This window comes from Aliiglaciecola sp. CAU 1673 (assembly GCF_029223185.1).
Lineage (GTDB): Bacteria > Pseudomonadota > Gammaproteobacteria > Enterobacterales > Alteromonadaceae > Bowmanella.
Genome location: NZ_JARHUG010000001.1, coordinates 279,302 through 301,030 on the forward strand (window position 1 = coordinate 279,302; position 21,729 = coordinate 301,030).

At 50.1% G+C, this 21,729-nt stretch carries 18 protein-coding genes; 7 read left to right on the forward strand and 11 right to left on the reverse strand.

Annotated features, from left to right (window positions below; all coding sequences use genetic code 11):
* Window positions 1-11 precede the first annotated feature (11 nt).
* The 3 genes from P2G88_RS01095 (at window position 12) to P2G88_RS01105 (ending at window position 2,054) form a co-directional block, all read left to right on the forward strand.
* Complete coding sequence (locus P2G88_RS01095; protein WP_275793758.1) at window positions 12-464, forward strand: hypothetical protein; 453 nt, start codon at window positions 12-14, stop codon at window positions 462-464.
* A 238-nt stretch (window positions 465-702) separates the two neighbouring features.
* Window positions 703-1,653, forward strand: coding sequence for a transposase (locus P2G88_RS01100; RefSeq protein WP_275793912.1), 951 nt, complete (start codon window positions 703-705; stop codon window positions 1,651-1,653).
* A gap of 95 nt (window positions 1,654-1,748) precedes the next feature.
* Window positions 1,749-2,054: a transposase gene (locus P2G88_RS01105; RefSeq protein WP_275793759.1), complete on the forward strand. Its 306-nt coding sequence runs from the start codon at window positions 1,749-1,751 to the stop codon at window positions 2,052-2,054.
* Window positions 2,055-2,153: 99 nt separating this feature from the next.
* Here the strand turns inward: P2G88_RS01105 and P2G88_RS01110 are convergent, their stop codons facing one another.
* Window positions 2,154-2,912 (reverse strand): hypothetical protein, encoded by a 759-nt coding sequence (locus P2G88_RS01110; RefSeq protein WP_275793760.1) that lies wholly within the window; start codon window positions 2,910-2,912, stop codon window positions 2,154-2,156.
* Window positions 2,913-3,339: 427 nt separating this feature from the next.
* Here P2G88_RS01110 and P2G88_RS01115 point away from each other — a divergent pair, with 427 nt between their 5' ends.
* Complete coding sequence (locus P2G88_RS01115) at window positions 3,340-5,973, forward strand: hypothetical protein (protein ID WP_275793761.1); 2,634 nt, start codon at window positions 3,340-3,342, stop codon at window positions 5,971-5,973.
* Between the two features lie 166 nt (window positions 5,974-6,139).
* On the opposite strand, the gene P2G88_RS01120 is transcribed toward P2G88_RS01115, so the two are convergent.
* Window positions 6,140-6,535: a hypothetical protein gene (locus P2G88_RS01120; protein ID WP_275793762.1), complete on the reverse strand. Its 396-nt coding sequence runs from the start codon at window positions 6,533-6,535 to the stop codon at window positions 6,140-6,142.
* A 275-nt stretch (window positions 6,536-6,810) separates the two neighbouring features.
* On the opposite strand from P2G88_RS01120, the gene P2G88_RS01125 reads away from it, so the two are divergent.
* Window positions 6,811-7,026 carry a hypothetical protein gene (locus P2G88_RS01125; protein ID WP_275793763.1) on the forward strand — a complete coding sequence of 72 codons (216 nt, stop codon included), beginning with the start codon at window positions 6,811-6,813 and terminating at the stop codon, window positions 7,024-7,026.
* Between the two features lie 123 nt (window positions 7,027-7,149).
* On the opposite strand, the gene P2G88_RS01130 is transcribed toward P2G88_RS01125, so the two are convergent.
* The 5 genes from P2G88_RS01130 to P2G88_RS01150 form a co-directional block, all read right to left on the reverse strand.
* A complete protein-coding gene (locus tag P2G88_RS01130) occupies window positions 7,150-9,678 on the reverse strand; it encodes a tandem-95 repeat protein (protein WP_345798865.1) in 2,529 nt (842 codons plus the stop codon).
* Window positions 9,675-10,019, reverse strand: coding sequence for a hypothetical protein (locus P2G88_RS01135; protein WP_275793764.1), 345 nt, complete (start codon window positions 10,017-10,019; stop codon window positions 9,675-9,677). Before P2G88_RS01135 ends, P2G88_RS01130 begins: the two co-directional genes overlap by 4 nt.
* 16 nt (window positions 10,020-10,035) lie before the next feature.
* Window positions 10,036-10,794, reverse strand: coding sequence for a hypothetical protein (locus P2G88_RS01140; protein WP_275793765.1), 759 nt, complete (start codon window positions 10,792-10,794; stop codon window positions 10,036-10,038).
* Between the two features lie 411 nt (window positions 10,795-11,205).
* On the reverse strand, window positions 11,206-13,410 hold the full coding sequence (locus P2G88_RS01145) for a molybdopterin cofactor-binding domain-containing protein (protein WP_275793766.1): 2,205 nt from the start codon (window positions 13,408-13,410) through the stop codon (window positions 11,206-11,208).
* Between the two features lie 87 nt (window positions 13,411-13,497).
* Window positions 13,498-14,451, reverse strand: coding sequence for a helix-turn-helix transcriptional regulator (locus tag P2G88_RS01150; protein ID WP_275793767.1), 954 nt, complete (start codon window positions 14,449-14,451; stop codon window positions 13,498-13,500).
* 359 nt (window positions 14,452-14,810) lie between these two features.
* Here P2G88_RS01150 and P2G88_RS01155 point away from each other — a divergent pair, with 359 nt between their 5' ends.
* Window positions 14,811-15,692, forward strand: coding sequence for a diacylglycerol kinase family protein (locus P2G88_RS01155; protein WP_275793768.1), 882 nt, complete (start codon window positions 14,811-14,813; stop codon window positions 15,690-15,692).
* Here P2G88_RS01155 and P2G88_RS01160 read toward each other — a convergent pair.
* Genes P2G88_RS01160 through P2G88_RS01170 form a run of 3 tightly spaced genes read right to left on the reverse strand, consistent with a single transcriptional unit; the run spans window position 15,689 to window position 18,156 of the window.
* The gene (locus P2G88_RS01160) at window positions 15,689-16,687 is read right to left on the reverse strand and encodes a hypothetical protein (RefSeq protein WP_275793769.1); all 999 of its coding nucleotides are present in this window, start codon (window positions 16,685-16,687) and stop codon (window positions 15,689-15,691) included. The genes P2G88_RS01155 and P2G88_RS01160 overlap by 4 nt on opposite strands.
* A 55-nt stretch (window positions 16,688-16,742) precedes the next feature.
* Window positions 16,743-17,621, reverse strand: a complete 879-nt coding sequence (locus P2G88_RS01165) for a transporter substrate-binding domain-containing protein (RefSeq protein WP_275793770.1) — start codon at window positions 17,619-17,621, stop codon at window positions 16,743-16,745.
* 28 nt (window positions 17,622-17,649) lie between these two features.
* Window positions 17,650-18,156 carry a GNAT family N-acetyltransferase gene (locus P2G88_RS01170; protein ID WP_275793771.1) on the reverse strand — a complete coding sequence of 169 codons (507 nt, stop codon included), beginning with the start codon at window positions 18,154-18,156 and terminating at the stop codon, window positions 17,650-17,652.
* Window positions 18,157-18,260: 104 nt separating this feature from the next.
* Between P2G88_RS01170 and P2G88_RS01175 the strand changes: the two genes are divergently transcribed.
* A complete protein-coding gene (locus P2G88_RS01175) occupies window positions 18,261-19,625 on the forward strand; it encodes a Na+/H+ antiporter NhaC family protein (RefSeq protein WP_275793772.1) in 1,365 nt (454 codons plus the stop codon).
* Here P2G88_RS01175 and P2G88_RS01180 read toward each other — a convergent pair.
* Window positions 19,622-21,577: a TonB-dependent receptor gene (locus tag P2G88_RS01180; protein WP_275793773.1), complete on the reverse strand. Its 1,956-nt coding sequence runs from the start codon at window positions 21,575-21,577 to the stop codon at window positions 19,622-19,624. The two genes, P2G88_RS01175 and P2G88_RS01180, sit on opposite strands and share 4 nt — an antisense overlap.
* Between the last annotated feature and the right edge of the window lie 152 nt (window positions 21,578-21,729).

The window sequence follows — 21,729 nt, forward strand, 5'->3', positions numbered from 1 at the left end:
TAGGATATGAGATGGCAGAACCAATAAATGCACCAGAGCTATTAAATGATCTTGATGGCTCTGGCTCAGATAAAGAATTTTGCGCAATTAATGAACTTAGGAAGCTTGGAAACGAGCTTCCTAAATTGTTGTTAGAGAAATACAGGACTGCTAGAAAATGGCAAGTTCGAAGCTCTTGTGTTTATCACTCAATTCGCTATGCAAGATCATCAAGTGAAGCCGTTGAGTTAGGTGTGATAGCTCTTGTGGATAAATCACATGCAGTTCGTTATAGGGCTTGTATGCTGCTGGCTTATTCGCTTGATAAGAGCGTTTTATCAAGTTTAAAGCAACTGGAAAACAGTACCTCGCATGAAGAAACCCTACTTGATGTCCGTGCAGCTATTGATGCTATTGAAAATCAGAACAGTGATTATTTTGTTGATCGAGATCACTCAGGAAATATGACATTAAGAGTCAACTAAGCCCAAAATTAACAAGACACCCATGTTAACAAAATAAAAATTAAAACAATTAACAAGACACCCATGTTAAGGGACAGTACCACCTAGTTTGTCTACACTTAAAGCAAGACTAAGCGACAAACGGTGGGATATGCCAAAGGCCAGAAAAGCGCAGGTAAGTTTGGTGGATACACCTTACTTTATAAATTACGTCCTGTAATTTACTTCTGCGAAGCCAGCCTTTGGCTGTTCAAATTATATTTCCCAATTAATTTGTCACTGTGTATCCCGCTGTGTGCGCCGTGCTTATCTGTGTGGCGAAGATAAGCTTTCGGGCAAGAGTTATGAGCATCGTCGCCAATGGGTGGAAGATGAACTTCTGCGGTTAGGGCAGGTGTTTGCAATGGATATCTGTGCTTATGCGGTGATGTCCAATCATACTCATGTTGTGCTGTTTGTGGATAAGGCAATGGCCTTGTCCTGGTCTGTCGAAGAAGTACTAAACCGCTGGCATAGCTTACATAAAGGCACCTTGCTGACCCGCCGTTTTATGGATAAAGATGCGCGCGAGGCAATGAGCCAATCTGAGTTGATGGCTGTGCATGACACCACCGAAGTCTATCGCCAACGTTTGTATGATATCAGTTGGTTTATGCGCCAATTGAATGAGAGCATTGCCCGCAGGGCCAACAAGGAAGACGGCTGTACAGGGCGTTTCTGGGAAGGGCGTTTTAAATCCCAAGCCTTACTGGATGAAGCCGCCTTGGCAGCTTGTATGACCTATGTGGATTTAAATCCGCTTCGGGCGAAGATGGCGGATACACCGGAAACCTCCAGCCACACCAGCATTTGTCAGCGTGCGGTGCGTGCTAAGCAACGCAAGTCCCAGCCCCAAGACCTCGCCTATTTTGTCGGCAAACCCAGGCAAGTTATGCCCAAAGGCCTGCCATTCCGGTTACGCGACTATCTGGAGTTGGTGGACCAAACCGGGCGATGCATTTGCGAGAATAAACGCGGCTATATCGAAGAATCGCAAAGCCCCATATTACTTCGATTAGGACTGGATACTGAGCATTGGCTGACCCTAACGCGCCAATTTGAACGGCAATTTTGTTTTGCTGCCGGAAGCGCAAGGCATATGCAGGCATGCAAAGCCCATATCGGCCAGCAGCGTATTAGGGGAATGCGCGCCTCTCGCATGATGGGATAAGTTCTGCTTTCTGAGTATCTCTTGATGAAAGACAAAAGGGATAAGAGAAAATAAACACTAAACCGGTATAGAAGTCGTCCATAGGGCTTGTACCTATGCCAAGAAAGCCCCGTGTTTCCTTACCAGGTGTGCCTGAGTATATTATCCAGCGGGGCAACAACCGTCAGGTTATCTTTGCCAGTAACGGCGATATAAAAGCTCACGTCACTTGGTTAGGGGATTATGCCCGGCAGTTTGATGTGGCTATTCATGCCTGGGTGTTGATGAGCAATCATGTGCATCTATTATGTACGCCAACGGGCAGTGCCACCACCAGTTCGCAAATGATGCAGTCTGTGGGCAGACTGCTACATGAAGAGAAGCTCGGCAGACGGATTGGATGGCGGAAAAATAAAGATTGATTTAATTTTGTCTTGACCCTTTTTATCACTTTTTATCCCCGGTTCCAATTGGCGGATGGGCATATAGGCGATAATAAAAAGGGCTGACGCACCTAATGCTCAGCCTTCTTTAATAATGCAAGGGGAACGACCACACAGCGGATGTTCGTATTCCAGGTCTAGGTCGTAAAGCGCTCCCCAAATAGGTGTTGTATTGGAACACTCGCCGGTTTCGGTTTTTAACAATGATTGACGGTTTACATTGCGCCCATTAGTTGTCGTATTGAATAACTTTCCACCGTTAAAATTCTCGGAGAAGAAAGGGGTGCTGCTGTTATGAGTAAGTAGTTTTGCCGTCCCTTTGCAATCGGTTTGCTCGAAGTAAAGGTAGGGATTGATGGCAGGAGGATTGTAGCCGAGAAAGCGATAAGGATTATTGGGAGACAGATACAAGTATTGCCATGATTCGGTATTCACTATCCTGCCCAAATAAGTTTCACCATCCCCTTTATACAATTGCAATGGCTTTGCCGCACCTTGCGTGTCTGCGTTTGTTTGAGTTAAGGACAGGGTTTCAGGGCGTTCTATCCCGTCAGCGTCGGCACAATCCTGGGCACTTGTCACATCAATGGGGAGTTTACCGGACAGCGCGGTTATCAATAGGGCGTAAACGGCGCGGCCAGCTTCGGACTGAAGAGACACGGCCCACTTGTCTTGCTGGGCGCTGACCACACAGGCCGGGCTCGGGGGCAATTTACTTTCATCAGTGGAAAAGACCACCGTATTGCCCTGGATATTGAGGTAGTTCACCTGCCCACCTGCTTGGCAAGCGGCACAATATACTGAGAGGGCAAATACGCCCGTTAACCATATTTTCATTTTTTCACCAATAGAATAAAAAGCCTGGGCAATCTTAGTTATGTCCAAGAAGATGGATAGGATATCTGTTTTCTAGCTTGTCTCAAGGATCTTCCTTATTACCAAATAAAAACTAAAAGCCTCACCGAAGAATGCTGAGAACAAGGCGACGCTGTGCGAGGTATGGGCACGGTAGAAAGGTTTCAAGTAACGACGAAATTGGGCGCAATTACCCTTTCCCCTTAGCACTCCATTTGGGTAAAATCTGCGTGTTAAAAGCGCAGGGCTGATCTCGGTGTTTTCGCTAGATTTCAACCTGAGAAACCTCGCCACGTCGGACATGGACGGAGGCTTGTGCTTTTACCTACGTTAATAGATTTAAATGCTCCAGGCTTACCCCCTTTATTGTGACGGCGTGCTGGGAATGCAGTAATTAAAGGAATAGATAATGACTACGCTTAATCGATTGGGCCGGCAAGTTCTGCGGCACTCTGGTTTATTGGTTCTGTTGGCCGGTGCATTTAACGCTTATGCGGCGGCGCCTACCTTAAACTTTACGTGGAATCCGAGCACTATCTACTCGGGGGACGTTACTTATCGTACCTGGAGTTCAACTAACGCCCACACGTGTATTGGCAACAACGGCAGTTCGGTGGGCACCTCTGGCTCCAGTGTGCCTCGGTCGCAAACGTCAAGTATGTCGGTAACCATGACCTGTTATGGCACCGGCGGTTCGGTGAGTAAAACTGCAACCCTTACCGTCCTTCCTAGGCCCCCGGCGCCAACGGTATCGGTATGGTGGAGCCCCAGCGTGATTACCGAGGGTGATTACACCAGCGTTAGTCATAGCAGTACCAATGCCACCTCTTGTGTGGGGACCAATGGTAATGCGGTGCCAACTAATAAAACCGGTCCGATGATGCAGCAGAGCGCTTCTAAAACCGTGACTATCACTTGTACCGGTCCGGGCGGCACGGGCAGTGGTTCGGCTACGTTGACGGTGTTACCCAGAATTCCGGCCACACCTTCAACACCTTCGGTGCCCTCAATAGTTAACCAAAGCCAATCCTTTACGGTCAGTTGGAACGGTGTTGCTGATGCCAGTAAATACGAGCTTTACAGAGACGGCGTCAAAGTTCAGACGGTTACCGGGACCAGTGCGACCGAGTCACTGTCGTCTTTTGCCGAATATAGCTATCAGGTCAGGGCTTGTAACAGCAGCAATCAATGCAGCAGCCAAAGTGGAAGCAACAAGGTCAGGGTTAGCCGAATCAACGGCTATATCGATGGCGTTTCGCAAAGCGGCGGCGATGCCTTTATCAGCGGTTGGGCTTGTCAGATGTGGGACACGCGCTCGGTAGATGTGCAGGTGTGGGCGGGTGGTTCTTCAGCCTCAGGTACCCGCGTGGCCATTGCCAAAGCCAATAGCGCCTCATCTGCTGCGGTGGCCAGTGAGTGCCGAACCTCTGGCAGTAACTACCGATTTTCGGTATTGATCCCGAGAAGTGAGCGTGTATTACATGGCGGCAAGACACTCTATGTGCACGGTGTATCCCTGATCGGCGGCACTCACAACACTTTGGGCAATTCCGGCGCCCATACCTTGCCCGGCATTTCTGCTCCTGACAAGCCTGCATACCTGAACGGGCCATCCGAGGCGATGGAATCGCAATCTTTCACACTAACGCGACCCTCTGAAAGCTATGTCACTTATAAGTTGTATCGTAATGGCCAGTTAATCAATTCGAATATGCCCCAACAGGTTACCGAGACATTAGCGGCAGGTACTTACAACTATGAACTGGAAGCCTGCAATGAGGCCGGGTGCCAGGCGCAGCGGGCAACGCTGACGGTGATGGTCAAGGTACCCTCGGTGGTGAAAGGTCGGGTGGGCTGGTTGTCGCAGTCCGGCGATTTGCACTACGTCCACGGCTGGGCTTGCCAAACCTATGATAACGGCTCAATCAATGTGCAAGTTTGGGCCGGTGGGGCGTCGGCGCCTCAGGGCAGCTTGATTGCGCAGGGAGTGGCGAGTGAACCTTCGGAAGATGCGGTGGAGCAGGAATGCCATACCAGCAGCGCTGTGCATAGATTCAAGATATGGCTACCTGATGAGCAACGAAAGCTCTATGGTGAAAAGGCCCTGTATCTGCGCGGTGTCTCCTCTCAAGGGACGGGTGATGTGGTGTTGGATAACTCAGGTACTCTGATGCTTCCGGCCATTCCGTTGGCACAACCGGCTGCGCCAAGCGGGGCGGAAACGGTCGCCACCGGTGTCAGCTTTACCCTGTCCTGGACAGCTGACCCGAATGCAACCAGCTACAAGGTCTACCAGAATGGCGTTTTGCTGGATAGTGTTGCAGGGAATTCCTTTAGCCACGGTCTGGATCAAGCCGGGGAGTATGCCTTTCAAATCGAGAGTTGTAATACGGCTTGCAGCGTTAAAAGCCCGGAACTGACCATCACGGCTATACAGTCCATTGTTCGGGGGATTGCCGATGGATTGACCGAGGAGTCAGGCACTTATTATATGAATGGCTGGGCTTGTCAGATGTTTGATACCAATCCGATCAATGTGAAACTCTTCACTAATGGTGGGACACAAATCGGCTTTGGCAAGGCAGACATGGCATCGGAAAAAGCGGTAGATGACCTCTGCTATACCCAAGGCTCCCATCGTTTCAAGATCCCCTTGGACGCGGCCTTAATTACTCAACTTGCCGGTCTTCCTATCCATATACAGGGGCAATCCAATAATGGCAGTGGCTCGGTATATTTGTTTAACTCCGGCCAGATTTATATACCGACAGCCGGGGGGATCACCGGTTGGGACAGTGAAAACGTACGCGTAGGCGAAACCTTCAATTTGATCAATGCGCCGGCGGGTATCACGGCCTGTCAATTGGATAGCCAACCCGATTTTGTCATCTCTGTGTCCGATGGTGTAGCTATTTCCTATTCAGCATTGACTGAAACGGGCCATGCCTGGACTTGCCTGGATGGTAGCGGCCAGGAAGTGCTGAAAATGACATCGCCGTTGACTATTGGCCTATTGCAAGCTCCGACCTTGGAGAAGGAGTAGGTGCCTTTACTAGTTTTATTTACCCAGAAAGGATGCTTTGGGGAAAGGCCTAATGCAAAGCTAAACTGCGCCAGGTGATAGCAAATAATTGCTGGGGCGCTTTTAAAGCATTGGCATCAAATATATCCCCCCCAATGAGTCAGGGACCAATTGGGGGGAGGTCAGCTTATTGCTGCTTCTGTAATACCGGCGCCTGCAAGGGCACCACTTCCACCAATCGGCTTTCCGTTACGAGGGGTTTGTCAGTGTTATCGACACACTCCCAGACCAGTTGCTGTTCACCGGCTGAATAGAAAACAATACTGGTGCTGCCAGATTCGTCCAGCAGCCTATCATCCCCCTCAATCCGGCAATGTTTTGCACCCGGCACATTCCAATTTAACTCAAGTGCTTGCCCGACCAGCACTTGAGCGGGGATATCGAATTGGTAAATCAGGTTGTCTATAGACAGGTTTATCTTTGACCTGTCCCCCAGATTGTAGCTGGAGGCGTGGGTTTGGGGTATGGAACGACCGTCAGTGTGGCGTTGACTGTATTTGATGTGCCACCCGGCCCCGTGCAATAAAGAGGCACGGTTTGAGTTTGCGTTCTATTGGTGCCAACCCAGCTGCCCGAGGCCGCTTTAGTCGCCCCATTAAACAGACAAGAAGTAGCATTGGTGGAGTTCCAATTCAGGGTTGCAGATTGTCCAACGTACACTTTGTTGGGGGGCCAGCTGATTTGGGCGGTGGGCTTGGGGTGCACCAAAATGCTAATAGGGCCGACCGTTTTATAAGGCGAGCCCGGGGCGTTGCCGCTTGGCTCAATATTCACGGCATAGAGCATCAATGAGTGGGTTTGACCATCATGATATTGGGCCGGGATATTGTAGGTAAAATTGCCTCCCGAGGCGTAAATGGTACCTGTGGATTTGCCGTCTACCCAGGTACCAATGTGCACCGTATTGGTGTGGTCCGGGTCAACGGCCGTGCCTGTTACCACGGACTGCCGCTGCTGTATTGGTGGGTTACGTTGGGCAGGCTGTCTGCCATAGCCGCTAAACTGGGGGCTTGAAGGGCTAGCCCTATTATTAGGTTATCTAGTCTCCTTCTTTATCAGTAGTCTCAAGTCAGCCTTGCAAAGCTGTTGCAGGACTTTGTTGTACAGCCTTGGCAAATACCAAGGCACAACTTTCTATTACTTCTTGTTTAAAACAGGTGCTCCGAGGCCTTCGACTGTGCGAGTTGCCTCCAGATAACCACTGGCGGGATATCGGTTGCCGCTTTGGTCGGTACAATACCACTTACTGGTATGTGAGCCCGTCTCGAAGTATACCCAAGGTCCAGATTCACCTGTCGCCTGCCTTTCGGGATTGGCACCGTTGCCTGCGGTAGTGGCCGTACATCCGTTTACATTCAGAATGTTCCAATAAAAGGTGGTGGGTTGGCCTACTTTGACCTTGGCTGGAATCCACTCGAATTGCTCCACGCTAGGCATGCCTTGCGGATAGGTAAAGTATCCCCCTGGCGTAAAGGTGGAACATCTTGTACCACTTTCCAACAAGCAGGTAGCCACCAAGAATTGATAGGTGCCTTGTTGTTCAACTTTGTGCGTGATCTTGGTATCAAAGGTTTGAGTCAATAACTGACTCTGTCCACCATTAAAAGCAATGTTTACCTGATAGCGTACCTGTGCAGCTTGCCCATAAGGGGACTTTGGCCAACTGATGTGAAAGGTATCTCCATCTTGAGTCACATCAACAGCCTCAGGCGGAGTTACCGGCCCCTGGAGATCTAACACTTTATAAGTAATGGTGCCTTGTTCCGATTGCAGTCCATGCTCATCGGTTACCCAGAAATTGACGATATCCAACCCGACATAATCGGTGTCCGGCTGATAGCTAAATACTCCATGGGGCATATTGGTAACCTGCGAGATTTGGCCGTGCGCGGTCCTGCCGTCAGAGACTCCTTGTTGAGTGACAAACTGGTAACTGAATTGATCCAGTAGTGAGCCATCCTGTTTGGCATCCGGGTCGTACATCATGCCAGTGCGAAAGTGCACAGCAGATGAGGGTTGATTTCGTTCAACCGTCAGTGTGTAGTCAAAGACTTGCGGAGGATCATTGATATTGTTAACCGTGATGACTGCGCCAAATTCGGGAGACCAGTTTTTGCCGTCAAATACACGCACCGGTACGCTAAGTTGGCCGAAGAAGTCTTTCTTGGCGGTAATTTGGTTTCCTTGCGCCGAGTAATTGGTTCCTTGTGGGTTTACCGATAGGGTGAAGCTGCTGCTGTCCGGGTCAAGGATCTGAAAATCACTTACCTGTAAGGTTAAGCTGGCCTCTTCGTCCATTTGTAAGCTTCTCTGCCCCTGAATTTTCGGTGCTTGCCCCTGTACCGCGTTGACATCAAATATTAGATCGCCGCGAGTGGAACGAGCCCCCAGTTCGTCATACACAAAGAAGAAGATGGCGTCAGAGCCGACAAATCCAGGATCCGGCTTATAGGTAAACCAACCATGATCTCTGCCCACTGCCGGCAGCAGGGTGCCGTGAGCTGTCCGTCCATTGACCAGTGGCACAAATGAGGTATCCATCAACTGGTAAGTAAAGTCTTCCAGTAATTCAGGGTTCGCCTGTGCCTCTGGATCGTAGAACATGGCTCTAAAATTCAATGTTGTGCTGGCATCCTCATCTACCGGCCAACGCATCTGAGCAGGATCCCGGGGGGCATCATTGCTGGCTTCAAAGGTAATACTGGCATAATAGACCTGGGATTGATGTAAGCCGTCGGAGACGCTGACCGGGACAAGTACAGTCCCAAAGTAATCCTTGCTCGGTTGCACTTTGCCGTTAACGATACGGTAGTTTGGCCCGCTTTCAGCCATTAATGTCACGTTGAATGCTGTACTATCAGGATCTTCAATTGAGAGATGCTCAACATTGATGGTAAAGGCAATATCTTCCTGCCCGAAGATATCTTGCTGGCCAATGATCTTGGGGCCTTCATTGTTAACCGGGGTTAAGGATATATTTACCGTGCCAGCTGTGCTTAGGTCACCATCGCTGATGCTATAGCTAATGGTATCGACACCGCGGTAAGCGGAACCCAAGCGATACAACAATTTATTGTCAGTGCTGATGCTCACCTCGCCTAAGGTGGCTTGGGCTGCTGTAATATGCAGCGAGTCGCCGTCGATATCACTGTCGTTAGCCAACACATCCAAGGTATGGAGCGTGCCGCTACTGGCAAGTTCGAAGCTATCGGGCTGGGCGACTGGGGCATCGTTAACCGGGGTGACGGTAATTGTTACCTGAGCTTCTTGAGTGCCTCCTTTACCATCCGTTGCACGGTAGATAACTAACTCTTGCCCGGAGAAATTCTCAGGGGGCTGATATTGGATTTGATTGTCAGAAGTAATCTGCGCCGTGCCAATCTGTGCACCAAGCCATACCAACTTCAGGGAGTCGCCTTGCGGATCCTGATCATTGGCAAGCACATCAAGCAAGGTTGACTGGTCTTCAAAGACATCAAACGCGTCATCACTCAATTGCGGTGCTTGATTTATATTACCGTTTTCGAGTAGGTAATAAGTCAAAGGTGGTAGCCACGAGGATGTGTTGGCTACTGCTGATGAACAGGGGAAGCCTGCCAAAATCAGGCCTGTAACTATGCGAGTCAGGCAATATCCACCACTGGTAGCCGAATAAGACATTCTCATGGTTGGGATTCCCCAGTGAAATACAGGCTCAGGGCTTGCTCAACAGCCATTCCTGGCAGGCAGGCTCCAGTGGTGATGACTTCCACAGGAAGTTGTGAACTGACTGCACTTAACAAGAGTATGTAAGCTGCTCTTCCTTGAGGTTGAGTGAGATCAAAGCCCCATAGCTCTTCGTTACCTTGCTCAACACAATCCGGTGTGGTGTCGCTTTTACTTTCATCCATTGTGAACAGCAGAATAGGCCCATCAATTTGAATTGCTGTAACTTTGGCTGCCGCAAAACAATAGGGGGTTACTAATATCAATAACGCAGATAAAACTGCACACTTGAGGTTTAACATCCGGCCTCCAAGGCATTTATTCTTCTTTTATTACGCAGGGGGCAGCGCCACATGTATTGTCTTCGTAGTAGCTAAAGTCCACTTTAAAAAGATACTGGTCTTTTGGGGTGATATTTTCGCAAATATCTGGACTGGTTCGAGACGAATGAAAAGTATTTAATTGGTTGCTACCTTCGGTCCTAAAGTATCGGCTATCATTGAATCCAGGAGTGTAAAATACTTGCATCCCCCCAAAAGTATAAGGTGTTCCTAAACAATCAGGCTGAAGATAATATAATGTGGGAGATACGGCAGGAGGCTTATAAAAGCTGACATTGTAGTTTTCGCCTGGAGGTAGATAAACAAGGGTGAAATTTTTATCGTTGAAGTCTATTACTCTTCCAACAAGGGTTTCGCCATCATTTTTATATAGCTGAATATTTTTTACTACACTACTGCTTGGTATATTTAGTTGAGTTAAAACTACACTGCTTGGCCTCTCAATACCATCACTGTCGGCGCAATCCTGAGCGCTGATTACGTCGATAGGTAATTTCCCTGCCATGGCTGTGATTAGTAGCGAATATACAGCCCTTCCATTTTCCGATTGCAGAGACACTGCCCAGTTATCCTGATGTTCTACTGCAACACAACTAGGACTTGTAGTGTTTTTGGATGCGTTTGTTGAGAAAATTACTGTATTACCAAAAACATTTAAATAATCAATGTGACCCGCTGCAAAGCCTGGGGTAATCATTCCCAATAAAGCAAAAGCACCTGTTATTCGTTTATACATGCTGGCAATCCATGTTTGTTTTGAATCTTGCTGAAAATATTTTGCATTGACTAATGTGAGTGATTTTAAATGTATGAATAATCTCTTTTTATGAAATTAATTTATGTCAATCTTTGTCTTATTTGAGTTTGTTGTATAAGCGCTGACGGTGCGTTGCTAATCTTCGCGAAGAACGCAAAGTCCAAAACCATAGAAATTACAGTGCTGGATAGCAATAAGGCGAAAGCGAGCATAGACCTGTAACGCATCATTCATCCTGAAAGATATTGATTGGATTTTTTAGAACAGGCCACAAGTGGTTTAAAGTGAAGCTGCGGCAACAGTCCTTGTTTGTTGCAAATAGTAGCGCGCAATTGGGGAAGTTGTCACTATTCAGTCGAAAGCGAGGAACAAACAACTTCGGACTCGCAACTACCCCGCCTTATCGAAATACTTCATTAACGGAAGTGCGCGGATACGTTGTCCGGTTAAATCAAATACAGCATTGGCCAGGGCCGGTGCCATGACCGTCACTGCAGGTTCGCCAAGGCCGGTAGGGTCAATCTCGGACTCCACAAAACGAATGTGTAGTCTGGGTATCTGCGCCATTCTGGCAACCTGATACTGATGAAAATTTTGTTGCTCGATGACACCATTTTTCATGGTCAGCTCTTCAAACAGCGCTGTGGATAGTCCCCAAATCAGCGAACCTTCTATTTGGGCACGAGCACCATCAGGGTTGATCACCCGGCCGCAATCAATCACACAGTAGACATCTGTTACCTGCAGTTCTCCCGCATTGATCTTGACATCAACATACGCAGCCACGTAGCTAAACATGGCCCTCTGCAAGGCAAATCCTCTGCCATGATTGTTGGGTTTGGGGGAGGCAAAAGACTCCAACGTACTCATCACGCCCTGAAGCCGCTCAGGCTTGAATACCAGATGTTCAGGCAATGTGGTGTGCCAATCGGCAAAATCCAGTCGGGGTTTTCGTGACAGCAACTCTTGATGCAGTTCTATGGTTGTTACATTAAGTTTGCGTGCGACTTCATCTAAAAAGCTGTTGATGGCGAATGCGTTGGTCGGATAAAAGACGGCCCGGTGGGCCGTTGTGTCCATATCACCGGGTATGGCATTAAACTCGCAGGAGATATTCTCAATTTCATAGGGCAGTGGAACCTGACCATGCTCCGCCTGCCAGGCGTCGGCTGTTGGCGTGGTGACGCTTGTTGATGCTTGCACCATACGATGCAACCAGTCACTTATTCGGTTCTTATTATCCAATCGGGCTGCCAGCAAATGAGCACAGGGTATTTGTGGCCCACCACATTGCATGTCATCTTCACGGGTCCATTGCACCTGAACCGGGGTGCCGGGATATTTTAGGGCTATTGCCACACACTCAATCACAAAGTCATCACAATACTTGCGCCCGAATGATCCTCCCATGCGTATGGGATGCACCAGCACATTTGCCTCTGAAATCCCCAGAAATGTCGCCACCGATTTTTGCATAAATTGCGGCCACTGAATCGGTGCCCATACCGTGCATTGTTGTTTGTTCCCACTTATCAGCACCGTACTGGTCATGGGTTCAAGTTGTGCCTGGTATTGCATGGGGGTGTAGTAAGTTGCCACCAGATCCGCCTCATTTGGCGAGAGGGTACGATTCAGGTTGCGCACCTGAACGCCAGCCTGAGTGGTTTTCTCTATTAGTGCCTGTTGCTGCTGCAAGGAGTCCTGAAAATGCACCTCCCCGCTATGCCATTTTACCTGAAGAGCCTTTTTAGCCTTTAGCAGAGGCCATAGATGTGGCCCAGTCAACACCACCGCTTCTCGTGTTTGTGGCATTTCTTCCGTTAAGGGCTGTGGCGATTGAATGTAGGAGTCAATCGCTTCTGTCAAAACATTCGGGTTTAAGATCTTATCCACTGTCCCCATTAGCGTAGGACTTCTCAGCAATACCGCATATCTCATTCCTGGCAATTTGACATCAGCACCGAAGTGGATTTTTCCACTGACGATTTGCTCTGCGTCCAGGTTTCCGATTGAGTGACCGATATACCGAAACGCTTTCGAAGATTTCAAAGGAGGGTCCTCGGGGACTGGCAAGCCCGCGGCAACAGCCACTAAATCACCATAGCCAAGCGATTCTTCTGTTCCCTCTAACCAGATCTTGCCATTTCGTGCCTCACAGCGAGCAACATCCACCTGCCATGCTAATGCGGCCGCTTGCCGTAACATGAGTTTTGCCGCGGCTCCGGCTTTTCTCATCGGCATCCAACTGCGTCTTATTGCCCCGCTTCCGCCTGTCAGTTGCGTGCCAAAGTGTCCTGCACTCGCGTGAGCCTGTATCAAGGTGACCTGCTCTGGAGGATAATCCAGTTCCTCACACAGCAATTGGGCAATGCTGGTCCGAACTCCCTGTCCCATTTCCTGCTGATTGATAAAGAGTGAGACTTCACCCGACGCTGCAATTTGAATAAATGATGTGAGGTTGCCCCGGGGCTGGCTCTCAAGCAGGGAAGTGTCAATTGCCTCTGCGGCACTTAGCTTTCCCCAGGGGCGGAGCGTTGGAAGTGCAATCGCGGCGGTGCAGGTAAAGTAGATTTTAAGAAAACGACGTCGATCCATAGCAGACCCCACAAACAACGAAAGTGTTGTTTGTACCTGAATCCTCGGGCCAGCTCGTCACATATCAGGATGTGAGACAAATATTTATTAAGCGGGACGCCACTGTGATGGTGTTGAACCTGTCACTTTTCTGAATGCACGGTTGAACGCGGCTTTACTGCCAAAGCCGGCATCGAAGGCGATATCAATAAGGTTTCCGCGCTGTTGCATCTGTAAACAGGCCAACGCATAACCAATTCGATACTCATTTATCCAGTGCTGAAAAGACTGGTTGGTTTCCTTATTTATGGTTTCTGACAATAAATGCTCACCGATACCCATTTTGTTGGCGACATCTGAAATTTTCAGTCCCGATTGGCGGTACAGTTTTTCCTGCTCCATCAGCTGTTTCAAATCTTCAAGCAGAAGAATACGTGCCGATTTATCCAGACGCTGATTCTCAGAGGCCGGCATAGGAGGTGAGGTTAGTTCTGATGAAGTGTTGTCTTGCTCACCAGCCCAATTGGCTGAAAAGGCTATGAGCTTTGAGTTGCCCACCAGCGAAATAAAAAATAGCAACTGGGCAATGGCGTACACTGCTGGAACATATATCCGCCAAATATCGTCCAGTACCGATAGGGTTATTAGTCCATGCAGCAGAACACAAACAATATTCAACATAATGAATAACAACAGGCTCGATATCAGTCCTTTATGGGCCGGGCAAGTGATCAATACCTGTTTTAACCCGTGGGCTAAATAGCCGGTCAGCACCAACATAGGTATTGGGGCTGACAAGGTATTCAAGATTCCCGCAGTAATTTCATCAGTGGCATCCAGGAAAGTGGCTAGCAGCGCGACACATACCCCCATCGCAATAGACAAGAGCAGGTGAATATTGAGCTTATTATTTTCTGCTTGATTAGGGGCTATAACGCCTTTTATGGTGCCCCACAGTAAAGGACCGAAGAGATAAAAACTGCCATACATCAGCAGTTGCAGGCCATTCACCCAGGCCGTAGTGGATGGAACTAGCATCAAAGCAAAGTCGATTGCTTGCATTGACGCCACCAGCAATGCGCCTAAATATGCCTTTTCCAGGCGATACAATTTATAAAAAATGACGGCGAAAAGTACGCTTATCAATACGCCGGTTGCGACTATGTATTGCATCAACATGTTTAGTACTCACCGCCCACTTTGCTCGAAATCGCATTGACCAATTTACCCAGCGCGGTTCTTTTTGCCCAGGTTGGTTGTCTGAAAAAAGATAGGGCTAATCGAATATCACGGCATGACTGGTAAACCTTTTTGGTAGTTGTTGCTTCCCTGATGATTGGCTAGATTTTCGCAGCCAAACGTTGACACCAAGGTGAATTCCCGCAGACTAGCCTCAGATTTCAACCTGTCGTTTACTGTTGATGCCCATTGCCGTAGCTACCAAGTACCTGATTATCGTTAATCCACTGGCCAGCGATAAGAAGAATCACTATCTGCGCCGACTAACTGAGCAGCTTCAAGCGCGCGACATTGCCTTTGATATTTTCGAAACCGATGCCAATGAACTGGCTAATCAGCGCCATTTGCAGCAATGCGTCAGCGACTATTCGGATTGGGTGATGCTGGGGGGCGACGGCACCATCAATCTGATGGTGAATATGCTGGCCGGCTCTGATGTCCGTTTGGGGATTTTGCCCTGCGGCAGCGGCAATGACTTTGCCAGAAACCTCTATGCTAAAGGCGATGATCCCCTGGCCGTGGTGCTTGGCGATAAGGTGCAGCGTATCGATCTGGGGCGTTGCAATGAGCGCTATTTTGCCAATGTACTGGGTATCGGCTTTGACGGCGATATTGTCGCCCAACTTTATGACCAGCAGCCCCGGCGGTTTCGCCAAATGCGTTATCTGCTGGCGGCCTTAAGAAATCTGTTTCGCTATCAAGAGCAGATGGTTGAACTGCAATCCGCCACCCAACACCGGCGCTCCGAGGCCTTTATGCTGACTTTTGCCAATGGTCGCTATTTTGGCGGTGGTATGCAGATTGCGCCTAAGGCCGATATCGGCGATGGGCTTTTGGATTGCTGCTGGGTGGGTAAAACCAGCCTGCTGACCAAACTCTATTACCTTGGCAAAATCTTCAAAGGTAAACACTTGGCAGCAGAAGCGGTGGAATATTGGCAGGACAGCTGCTTTGACATTCCCACCGCGGATTTACCCATCGAAGCCGACGGCGAGTTTTTCGGCACCACCCCTGCGCTGGTAGAGATAGTGCCGCAAGCGCTTAATTTAAAAGTCCCCGTCTAATCTGCCTGATGCTCTTCACAACGGCGAATAAAGGCCTGCGGGTCGTCCAGCCCTAAATGGATGCGTGTCACTTGTTTGCTAATACCGGCCAAAAGCGACACTTTCTGTGCAGACTTAAGGCGAACTTCCAGGTTCACATGACCGAGCATATAGGCTCTGAGTAAATCAGGGGCCTTTTCTTCACAGCCCATGGCCACGCGAGAAACACTGTCTATCTGCTGCCAGGGGATCTGGCAATCGAACAGCAAACCGCAACGCAGAAGCATACCCTCATCGCTAAGTTGAATATGCCGGTGTTTAATAGCCATGGCTTGGGAGAGGGTTAAGAACATGGTGTATAAATGCCCTGCGGTCAGTAACCAGGCGATAAGGGGCGATATGTGATGGAAAATAATATGGCTGAAAATAATACCGGGAATATGGAACAAGGAGCTACCGATGAGCAGGCCAACGGCGCCACTTTTCACGTGGTAGCTGAAGCTGGTCTGATTATCGGCTGAGGTCTTCAGTCCCCAGCCACGAAGGGCATAGTAAAACGCCAGCCACTCTGACTGCAGCCAGGTCGTCAGGCCGAAACGACCGCCTACCGCTTCAGCCAGATAGGCCACTCTGGGCTCACCACTCAGGGCCTGACTACGATGCCAGGCAAGGGTAAAGGTAAAGAGAGTATAGGTTGCCGCCAAACTCGCTAATCCCGCCAGCACATAGGGGTAGCTACTTTTTACCGGCTCCAGGAAACTGCCTGGTGGCGTCATCCATAAGCAACAGAGTACACCAGCCATGACCAGGGGACGCATTAACAGCGCAGGCGCCAAACGCTGACGCATCAGCAAAAAGTAGTAGAGCAGGGGGACCCAAACCACCAAATCCAGCAGCATGGAGAGCGCTATCCAATCCACTTTGAGGTTACTGGGTTGAATCAGATGCAGGTTACCGAAATAAATCAGACTGCTTAGCGCAATAAAAACCGACCAACGAACAGATTTGACGGACATGTTTTTGCTCCCTACTTCACACTCCTATCCTACTGATAACTGCGGATCAAACCAACTACTTGAGCATGATTTGATCGTACTGTTCACGGATAATGTCCAGGCCTTCAGATTGTTGCCAGGCCTCAATGATGCTGCGATAAGCCTGCGACGAAACATTCTTTGCAAGGATAGTGTCGATGAGCCCAATCACCTCTTCTCCCCACTTCGAATGAGGGCATAGGATCCTGCCGATACCGATAGGGCCGGACTCGGCAAAGGGGAGGGCGACAAGTTCCTCCAGCTTGCCTTCTTCCATGGCCATATAAAAACCCGGTAAGCGCTTCTCCACCAAAAAGTCGATGCGTCCCGCCAGTAACATTTGTATGCCTTGTGCCGGATCGCCATAGGCATATAGCGAAGGGGCGCCAGCCAGCACCTTATCAATATTTTCACCATAGGCCGCCTGGCGAAGTGTGCTGGTGGTGAAGACTTTCTCGTTCAATAGGCTGGCTAGAGAAATGGGGTCGCCTGACAGACTTAATTGCTCTGCTTTGTCGCGGCGAACGAGAATGCTATGTGGCAAGTGAAACATCACCGGGCGCGACATCAAACCGATTTCACGGCGCTGTGGGTTATCGAAAAAACTCACCGTACACCATGGCTTGCCCTGGTGGATTTCCTGCAGCACCCTTGGCAAAGGGGCGACGACCTCGGCATGTTCATAGCCGCTCATGCGCTCTTGTAAAAAGGCTCTCACCCTGTCGTTGACACCTTCGCCAGCGTAGGGCCCATGGGTAATATCAAAAGGTGGGTAATTGACCACGCCCCAGGTCAATGTGTCGCCCCACGAAGGCATTGCTATCAGCGCCCAGCAGGTCATCAATAGCACCAAGGGGGTACTTATCTCTTTGGGTTGTTTGCTGGTTAGCCTTGGCATGGTTGGCGGGCGGTCCATCTGTTGCTTGCTATCCTGAGCTTATGCGTTACGGCGCACTTTGCCAGGCATATTTCACACAATCGACACCGAGATAATCTATGCGTCCTTCATACACAAGTCCAAGCTTTTTCAGCAGATGGATAGAGCCGGCATTGTCCGGCATGGCAATCCCGATAATGCGCTTAAGCCCCAACTCTTGTTTGCCAAATGCCATTACCGCTTCACCACCCTCGGCGGCTAATCCCTGGCCCCAATATTCGGGCAGCAGACGATAACCCACATCCACTTCATCCAACTCGGGCAGATATTTAAGGCCACAAAAACCGATGAGCTCGCCGCTAGCCTTGTGAATACAGGCATGGCGACCAAAGCCGTGCTTTTGATAGTCGGCCAACGGCCCTTTTTGCAAATAAGCAGCAGTAGCTGCTGCGTCTTCCTCTACCTTGCCGATATACCGCATCACATCGGGATTGCGATTTACCCGGTTCAGCGCGGCCGCATCCTCCAAGGTAAAGGGGCGCAATAACAAGCGGTTGGTTTCAATAACCTTCATAGTCCTTACTCTTTTATTTTTTCGCGAACATAAGGCAAATCACGTCACTGAGGAAATTTTTCTTGTTAGATTTTATGTGGAGATATATGCTTCTGGACGTCTAAATGTCCAAAAGGTATTTCCCCTTGTCTTCAGTTTCTTCGATGCGCGGCTTATTGGCGCTTCTGCCCCTATTGGTTTTCCTCAGTTTCTTCCTTGGCGCCGGTCTCTATTTTCAATGGCAAGGGGTGGACTATGCGTTTTATCAGTTGCCCGCACCTGTTGCCGCCCTGCCCGCCATTGTGCTGGCGGTGTGGCTGAGTCGGGCACCGCTGAATAAAGCCATTGAACAATTTATTGAAGGGGCAGGCCACAGCAATATCATCACCATGTGCATGATCTATCTGCTGGCCGGTGCTTTTTCCTCGGTGGCTAAGGCTACCGGTGGTGTCGACGCGACCGTAGCATTGGGTCTGCAATTGATCCCTGGCCAGTTCCTGTTACCCGGATTATTTATTCTCAGTGCCTTTGTGGCCACCGCCATGGGTACCTCTATGGGCACATTGGCAGCCATGGCGCCAATCGGCCTTGGCGTGGCGCAGGCCAGCGGTATCGAGCCGGCGCTGGTGGCCGGCGCGCTCATGAGTGGCGCCATCTTTGGAGACAACCTCTCGATTATTTCCGACACCACTATTGCTGCCACCCGCACCCAGGGCTGTCAGATGCGTGATAAGTTTTGGGAAAACCTGCGTTTTGCCCTGCCTGCAGCACTGATTGCCCTGGTGCTGTTTGCCCAGGCCGGTGCGCCCACCGCTGAGCTGCCGGTAGCTGCAGGCAATCCTTGGTTAGCCTTGCCTTATTTATTGGTACTGGGGCTGGCAATAAGCGGGCTCAATGTGTTTGTGGTACTTAGCCTTGGCATGCTGGCCACGGTGTTGGTGGGCTTTTGGCAGGCCGGCTATGCGGTCTCTGGCCTGGCACAGGATATCTACACCGGCTTTGGCCAGATGCAGGAGATTTTTATTCTGTCGATGCTGATTGGCGGGCTGTCTGAGTTGATGCGTCGTCAGGGCGGCTTGGATTATCTGGTGCGCGGTGTCACCAAAGTGGCCAAGGCACTGTCCAGGCAAAACCAGGCCGGGCACAGCCTGGCCATTGCCGGGCTTATCAGCCTGACCAACCTGTGTGTGGCCAATAACACCGTCTCCATTATTGTCGCCGGTGAGGCCGCCAAGCAACTGGCCGAGCATGGCGGAATTAATCCCAAACGCAGTGCCAGCCTGTTGGATATCTTCTCTTGTATCGTACAGGGACTCATCCCTTATGGTGCCCAGGCGTTGCTGCTGGGAGCGAGCTTTGGCCTGTCACCGCTGGTGATTATCCCCAATGTGTTTTATTGCTTTGTGCTGGCGCTGGTGGCCATCGCGGTAGTAACGGCCAACTTACTCTGGGTTGCCAGGACCCCAGCCAACGATTTGCGTCAGCCTTAGAAGCGGTAACGCAGGCCCGCCAGCCACTGGCTGCCTTGCTCATAGTAAGGCAGGGTATTGACCTGGCGGCGCGTGGTTTCTGGCTGCCACCACAGCTGATCTAAGGCATTTTCAACGGAAATCCACCACTGCAGGTGCTCATTCACACTGTAAGTCAGTTGAGCGCGCAAGTTGTCCAGTTGTCCGGGAGAAGGATTACGCGCGGTGGCGCCTTCAGGCTCGCTCCAAGCCGTCGCCAGCAAGTAATGCACTCCCAAAGACAGATTGTGATCCCACTGATAGTTGATGCCGGCTTTGAATAAGTGCCTTGGCATATTGCTGATATTGTCACCATCCATCCCGGCCTGGCTGTTTTGCTGGTAGCTCCATGACCCTTCCAGACGCAGGCCGCTGTCAGCAAGATTCCAAATGTTTTCCCACTCAAAGCCTTTGAAGGTCTGGCTACCGAGGTTGAAATAGCTGGCCGTCTGCCTTGGTGCAGCAGCACGGGTAATTAAATCGTCAGTCTTGCTATGAAACAGGGTGATGGCAGAGAAAACATCTTTACGCTGATATCCCAGTTGTAAGTCCCAGGTCTCAATAGTTTCGGGCTCGAGATTGGGGTTGCCGATGACTACACCCTGCAAGGCGATATCGCGTTCCAATTGCGACGGCGCACGATAAGCCTCGGCAAACTGCAATTTCACAAACCAATGGGGATCCAGCTTGTAATTGGCCGACAGCCTGGCGGAATAATGTCCGTCTGATTTCTCTGGTTTGTTCCACTGGATGCCGCCAACCAGGGTCAAATCGGCGTGCCATTGGTGAGTCAGCTCGAGGAAGGCGCGGCTATGTGTTGCGTCATATTCAGGCACGATAGTAACGGCACCATTGCGCACATGCACACCAGCGGAATCACCGCTGTTTTGTTGCCACTCCAAGCCCGCTATCAGCTGGGTTTGCTCAGTCAATTGACGTTGCCAACTGGCTTCCAGCTGCCAGTCATCGCTGTCCATATAGCTGGGCTGTGGGCCGGGATTAACGTATTGGTTGTGCATACCGTTGTAAGTCAGTGCCAACGTCATCTCCCCCTGCCACAAAGGCACATGGCCACCCACATTAAACCAGTGGCGCTCGGCTTCAATGCTGGCATCATCACTGAACAACCTGGCAAGTGGCAAGGTACCAAGATGACCTGATTCATTCCTTGTATAGAGGTAGGCAAGCTGCCAATGCTGCCACTGCAACTTGGCATGAAGCCCCAGATTCTGTTGGTCGAATTGGCGGGTGAAGCTGTTACCAGCCTCATCGGTGGCGGTTAACGGCTTCTGGTCATCGGCGAAATATTGTAAGCCAAGTTGGGCTGACCAATTGGCACCTTGATCACCAGCCGATAAACGCAACAAGCCGGCACCTTCATTGCCCTTGGCCAGAGCCAGGCTATTGGAAGCTCCCTGACCTTGCGTGGTAATAATATTGATCACCCCGGCAAAGGCATTGGTGCCATATTGCACTGAACCAGGGCCGCGGATAAATTCCACCCGTTGGATTTGGTGAATGGGGAAGGCTCTGAGCACCGCCAGGTCGGCACCGCCGTTTTGCATTTCGCGAAGTGGATAACCATCCAGCAGGATCAGCACATGGGTGTTGTATTGTCCTGGCATGTTGCCGCGCACAGAGACCGCATCCACCGGAAACATATAGGTACCGGTGGTTAAGGTTGCGGGGGCAAGCTCAATCACATCGGCCAGATCAGTAACGCCATAGGCCTGGATTTGTTCACGGGTCACCACTGACAAAATGCCAGGCGCGTCGGCTAATACCTGTTCCCGCCGACTTGAGGTAACCACCTGAATATCAAGCAGATCTTCAAGAGAAAGATCAAAAAGCTCGGTCGGCGTCTTCTGATGAGCGGTACATAACGGGCTTAACAAGCCTGCGAGTAATCCCAAAGAACCACAAATTGTTTTCAAGGAAAACCTTCTCTACTTACAGGAAGATAGGCATTTTGAAGCGGCATGTCTGTTGCAGCGGCTTCACCAAACCTTACAAGAGGAATGGTCTGTGCTTCAAAAGATAGCCAGCTTTGCGTTATACGACAATCACAACTTGGCTTCAGGGACCT

Excerpts from the sequence above, each read along its gene's own strand:
- P2G88_RS01095 (WP_275793758.1), top strand. The coding sequence starts at position 12 with ATGGCAGAACCAATAAATGCACCAGAGCTATTAAATGATCTTGATGGC.
- P2G88_RS01105 (WP_275793759.1), top strand. The coding sequence starts at position 1,749 with ATGCCAAGAAAGCCCCGTGTTTCCTTACCAGGTGTGCCTGAGTATATT.
- P2G88_RS01110 (WP_275793760.1), bottom strand. The coding sequence starts at position 2,912 with ATGAAAATATGGTTAACGGGCGTATTTGCCCTCTCAGTATATTGTGCC.
- P2G88_RS01115 (WP_275793761.1), top strand. The coding sequence starts at position 3,340 with ATGACTACGCTTAATCGATTGGGCCGGCAAGTTCTGCGGCACTCTGGT.
- P2G88_RS01130 (WP_345798865.1), bottom strand. The coding sequence starts at position 9,678 with ATGAGAATGTCTTATTCGGCTACCAGTGGTGGATATTGCCTGACTCGC.
- P2G88_RS01135 (WP_275793764.1), bottom strand. The coding sequence starts at position 10,019 with ATGTTAAACCTCAAGTGTGCAGTTTTATCTGCGTTATTGATATTAGTA.
- P2G88_RS01140 (WP_275793765.1), bottom strand. The coding sequence starts at position 10,794 with ATGTATAAACGAATAACAGGTGCTTTTGCTTTATTGGGAATGATTACC.
- P2G88_RS01145 (WP_275793766.1), bottom strand. The coding sequence starts at position 13,410 with ATGGATCGACGTCGTTTTCTTAAAATCTACTTTACCTGCACCGCCGCG.
- P2G88_RS01150 (WP_275793767.1), bottom strand. The coding sequence starts at position 14,451 with ATGCAAGCAATCGACTTTGCTTTGATGCTAGTTCCATCCACTACGGCC.
- P2G88_RS01155 (WP_275793768.1), top strand. The coding sequence starts at position 14,811 with ATGCCCATTGCCGTAGCTACCAAGTACCTGATTATCGTTAATCCACTG.
- P2G88_RS01160 (WP_275793769.1), bottom strand. The coding sequence starts at position 16,687 with ATGTCCGTCAAATCTGTTCGTTGGTCGGTTTTTATTGCGCTAAGCAGT.
- P2G88_RS01165 (WP_275793770.1), bottom strand. The coding sequence starts at position 17,621 with ATGGACCGCCCGCCAACCATGCCAAGGCTAACCAGCAAACAACCCAAA.
- P2G88_RS01170 (WP_275793771.1), bottom strand. The coding sequence starts at position 18,156 with ATGAAGGTTATTGAAACCAACCGCTTGTTATTGCGCCCCTTTACCTTG.
- P2G88_RS01175 (WP_275793772.1), top strand. The coding sequence starts at position 18,261 with ATGTCCAAAAGGTATTTCCCCTTGTCTTCAGTTTCTTCGATGCGCGGC.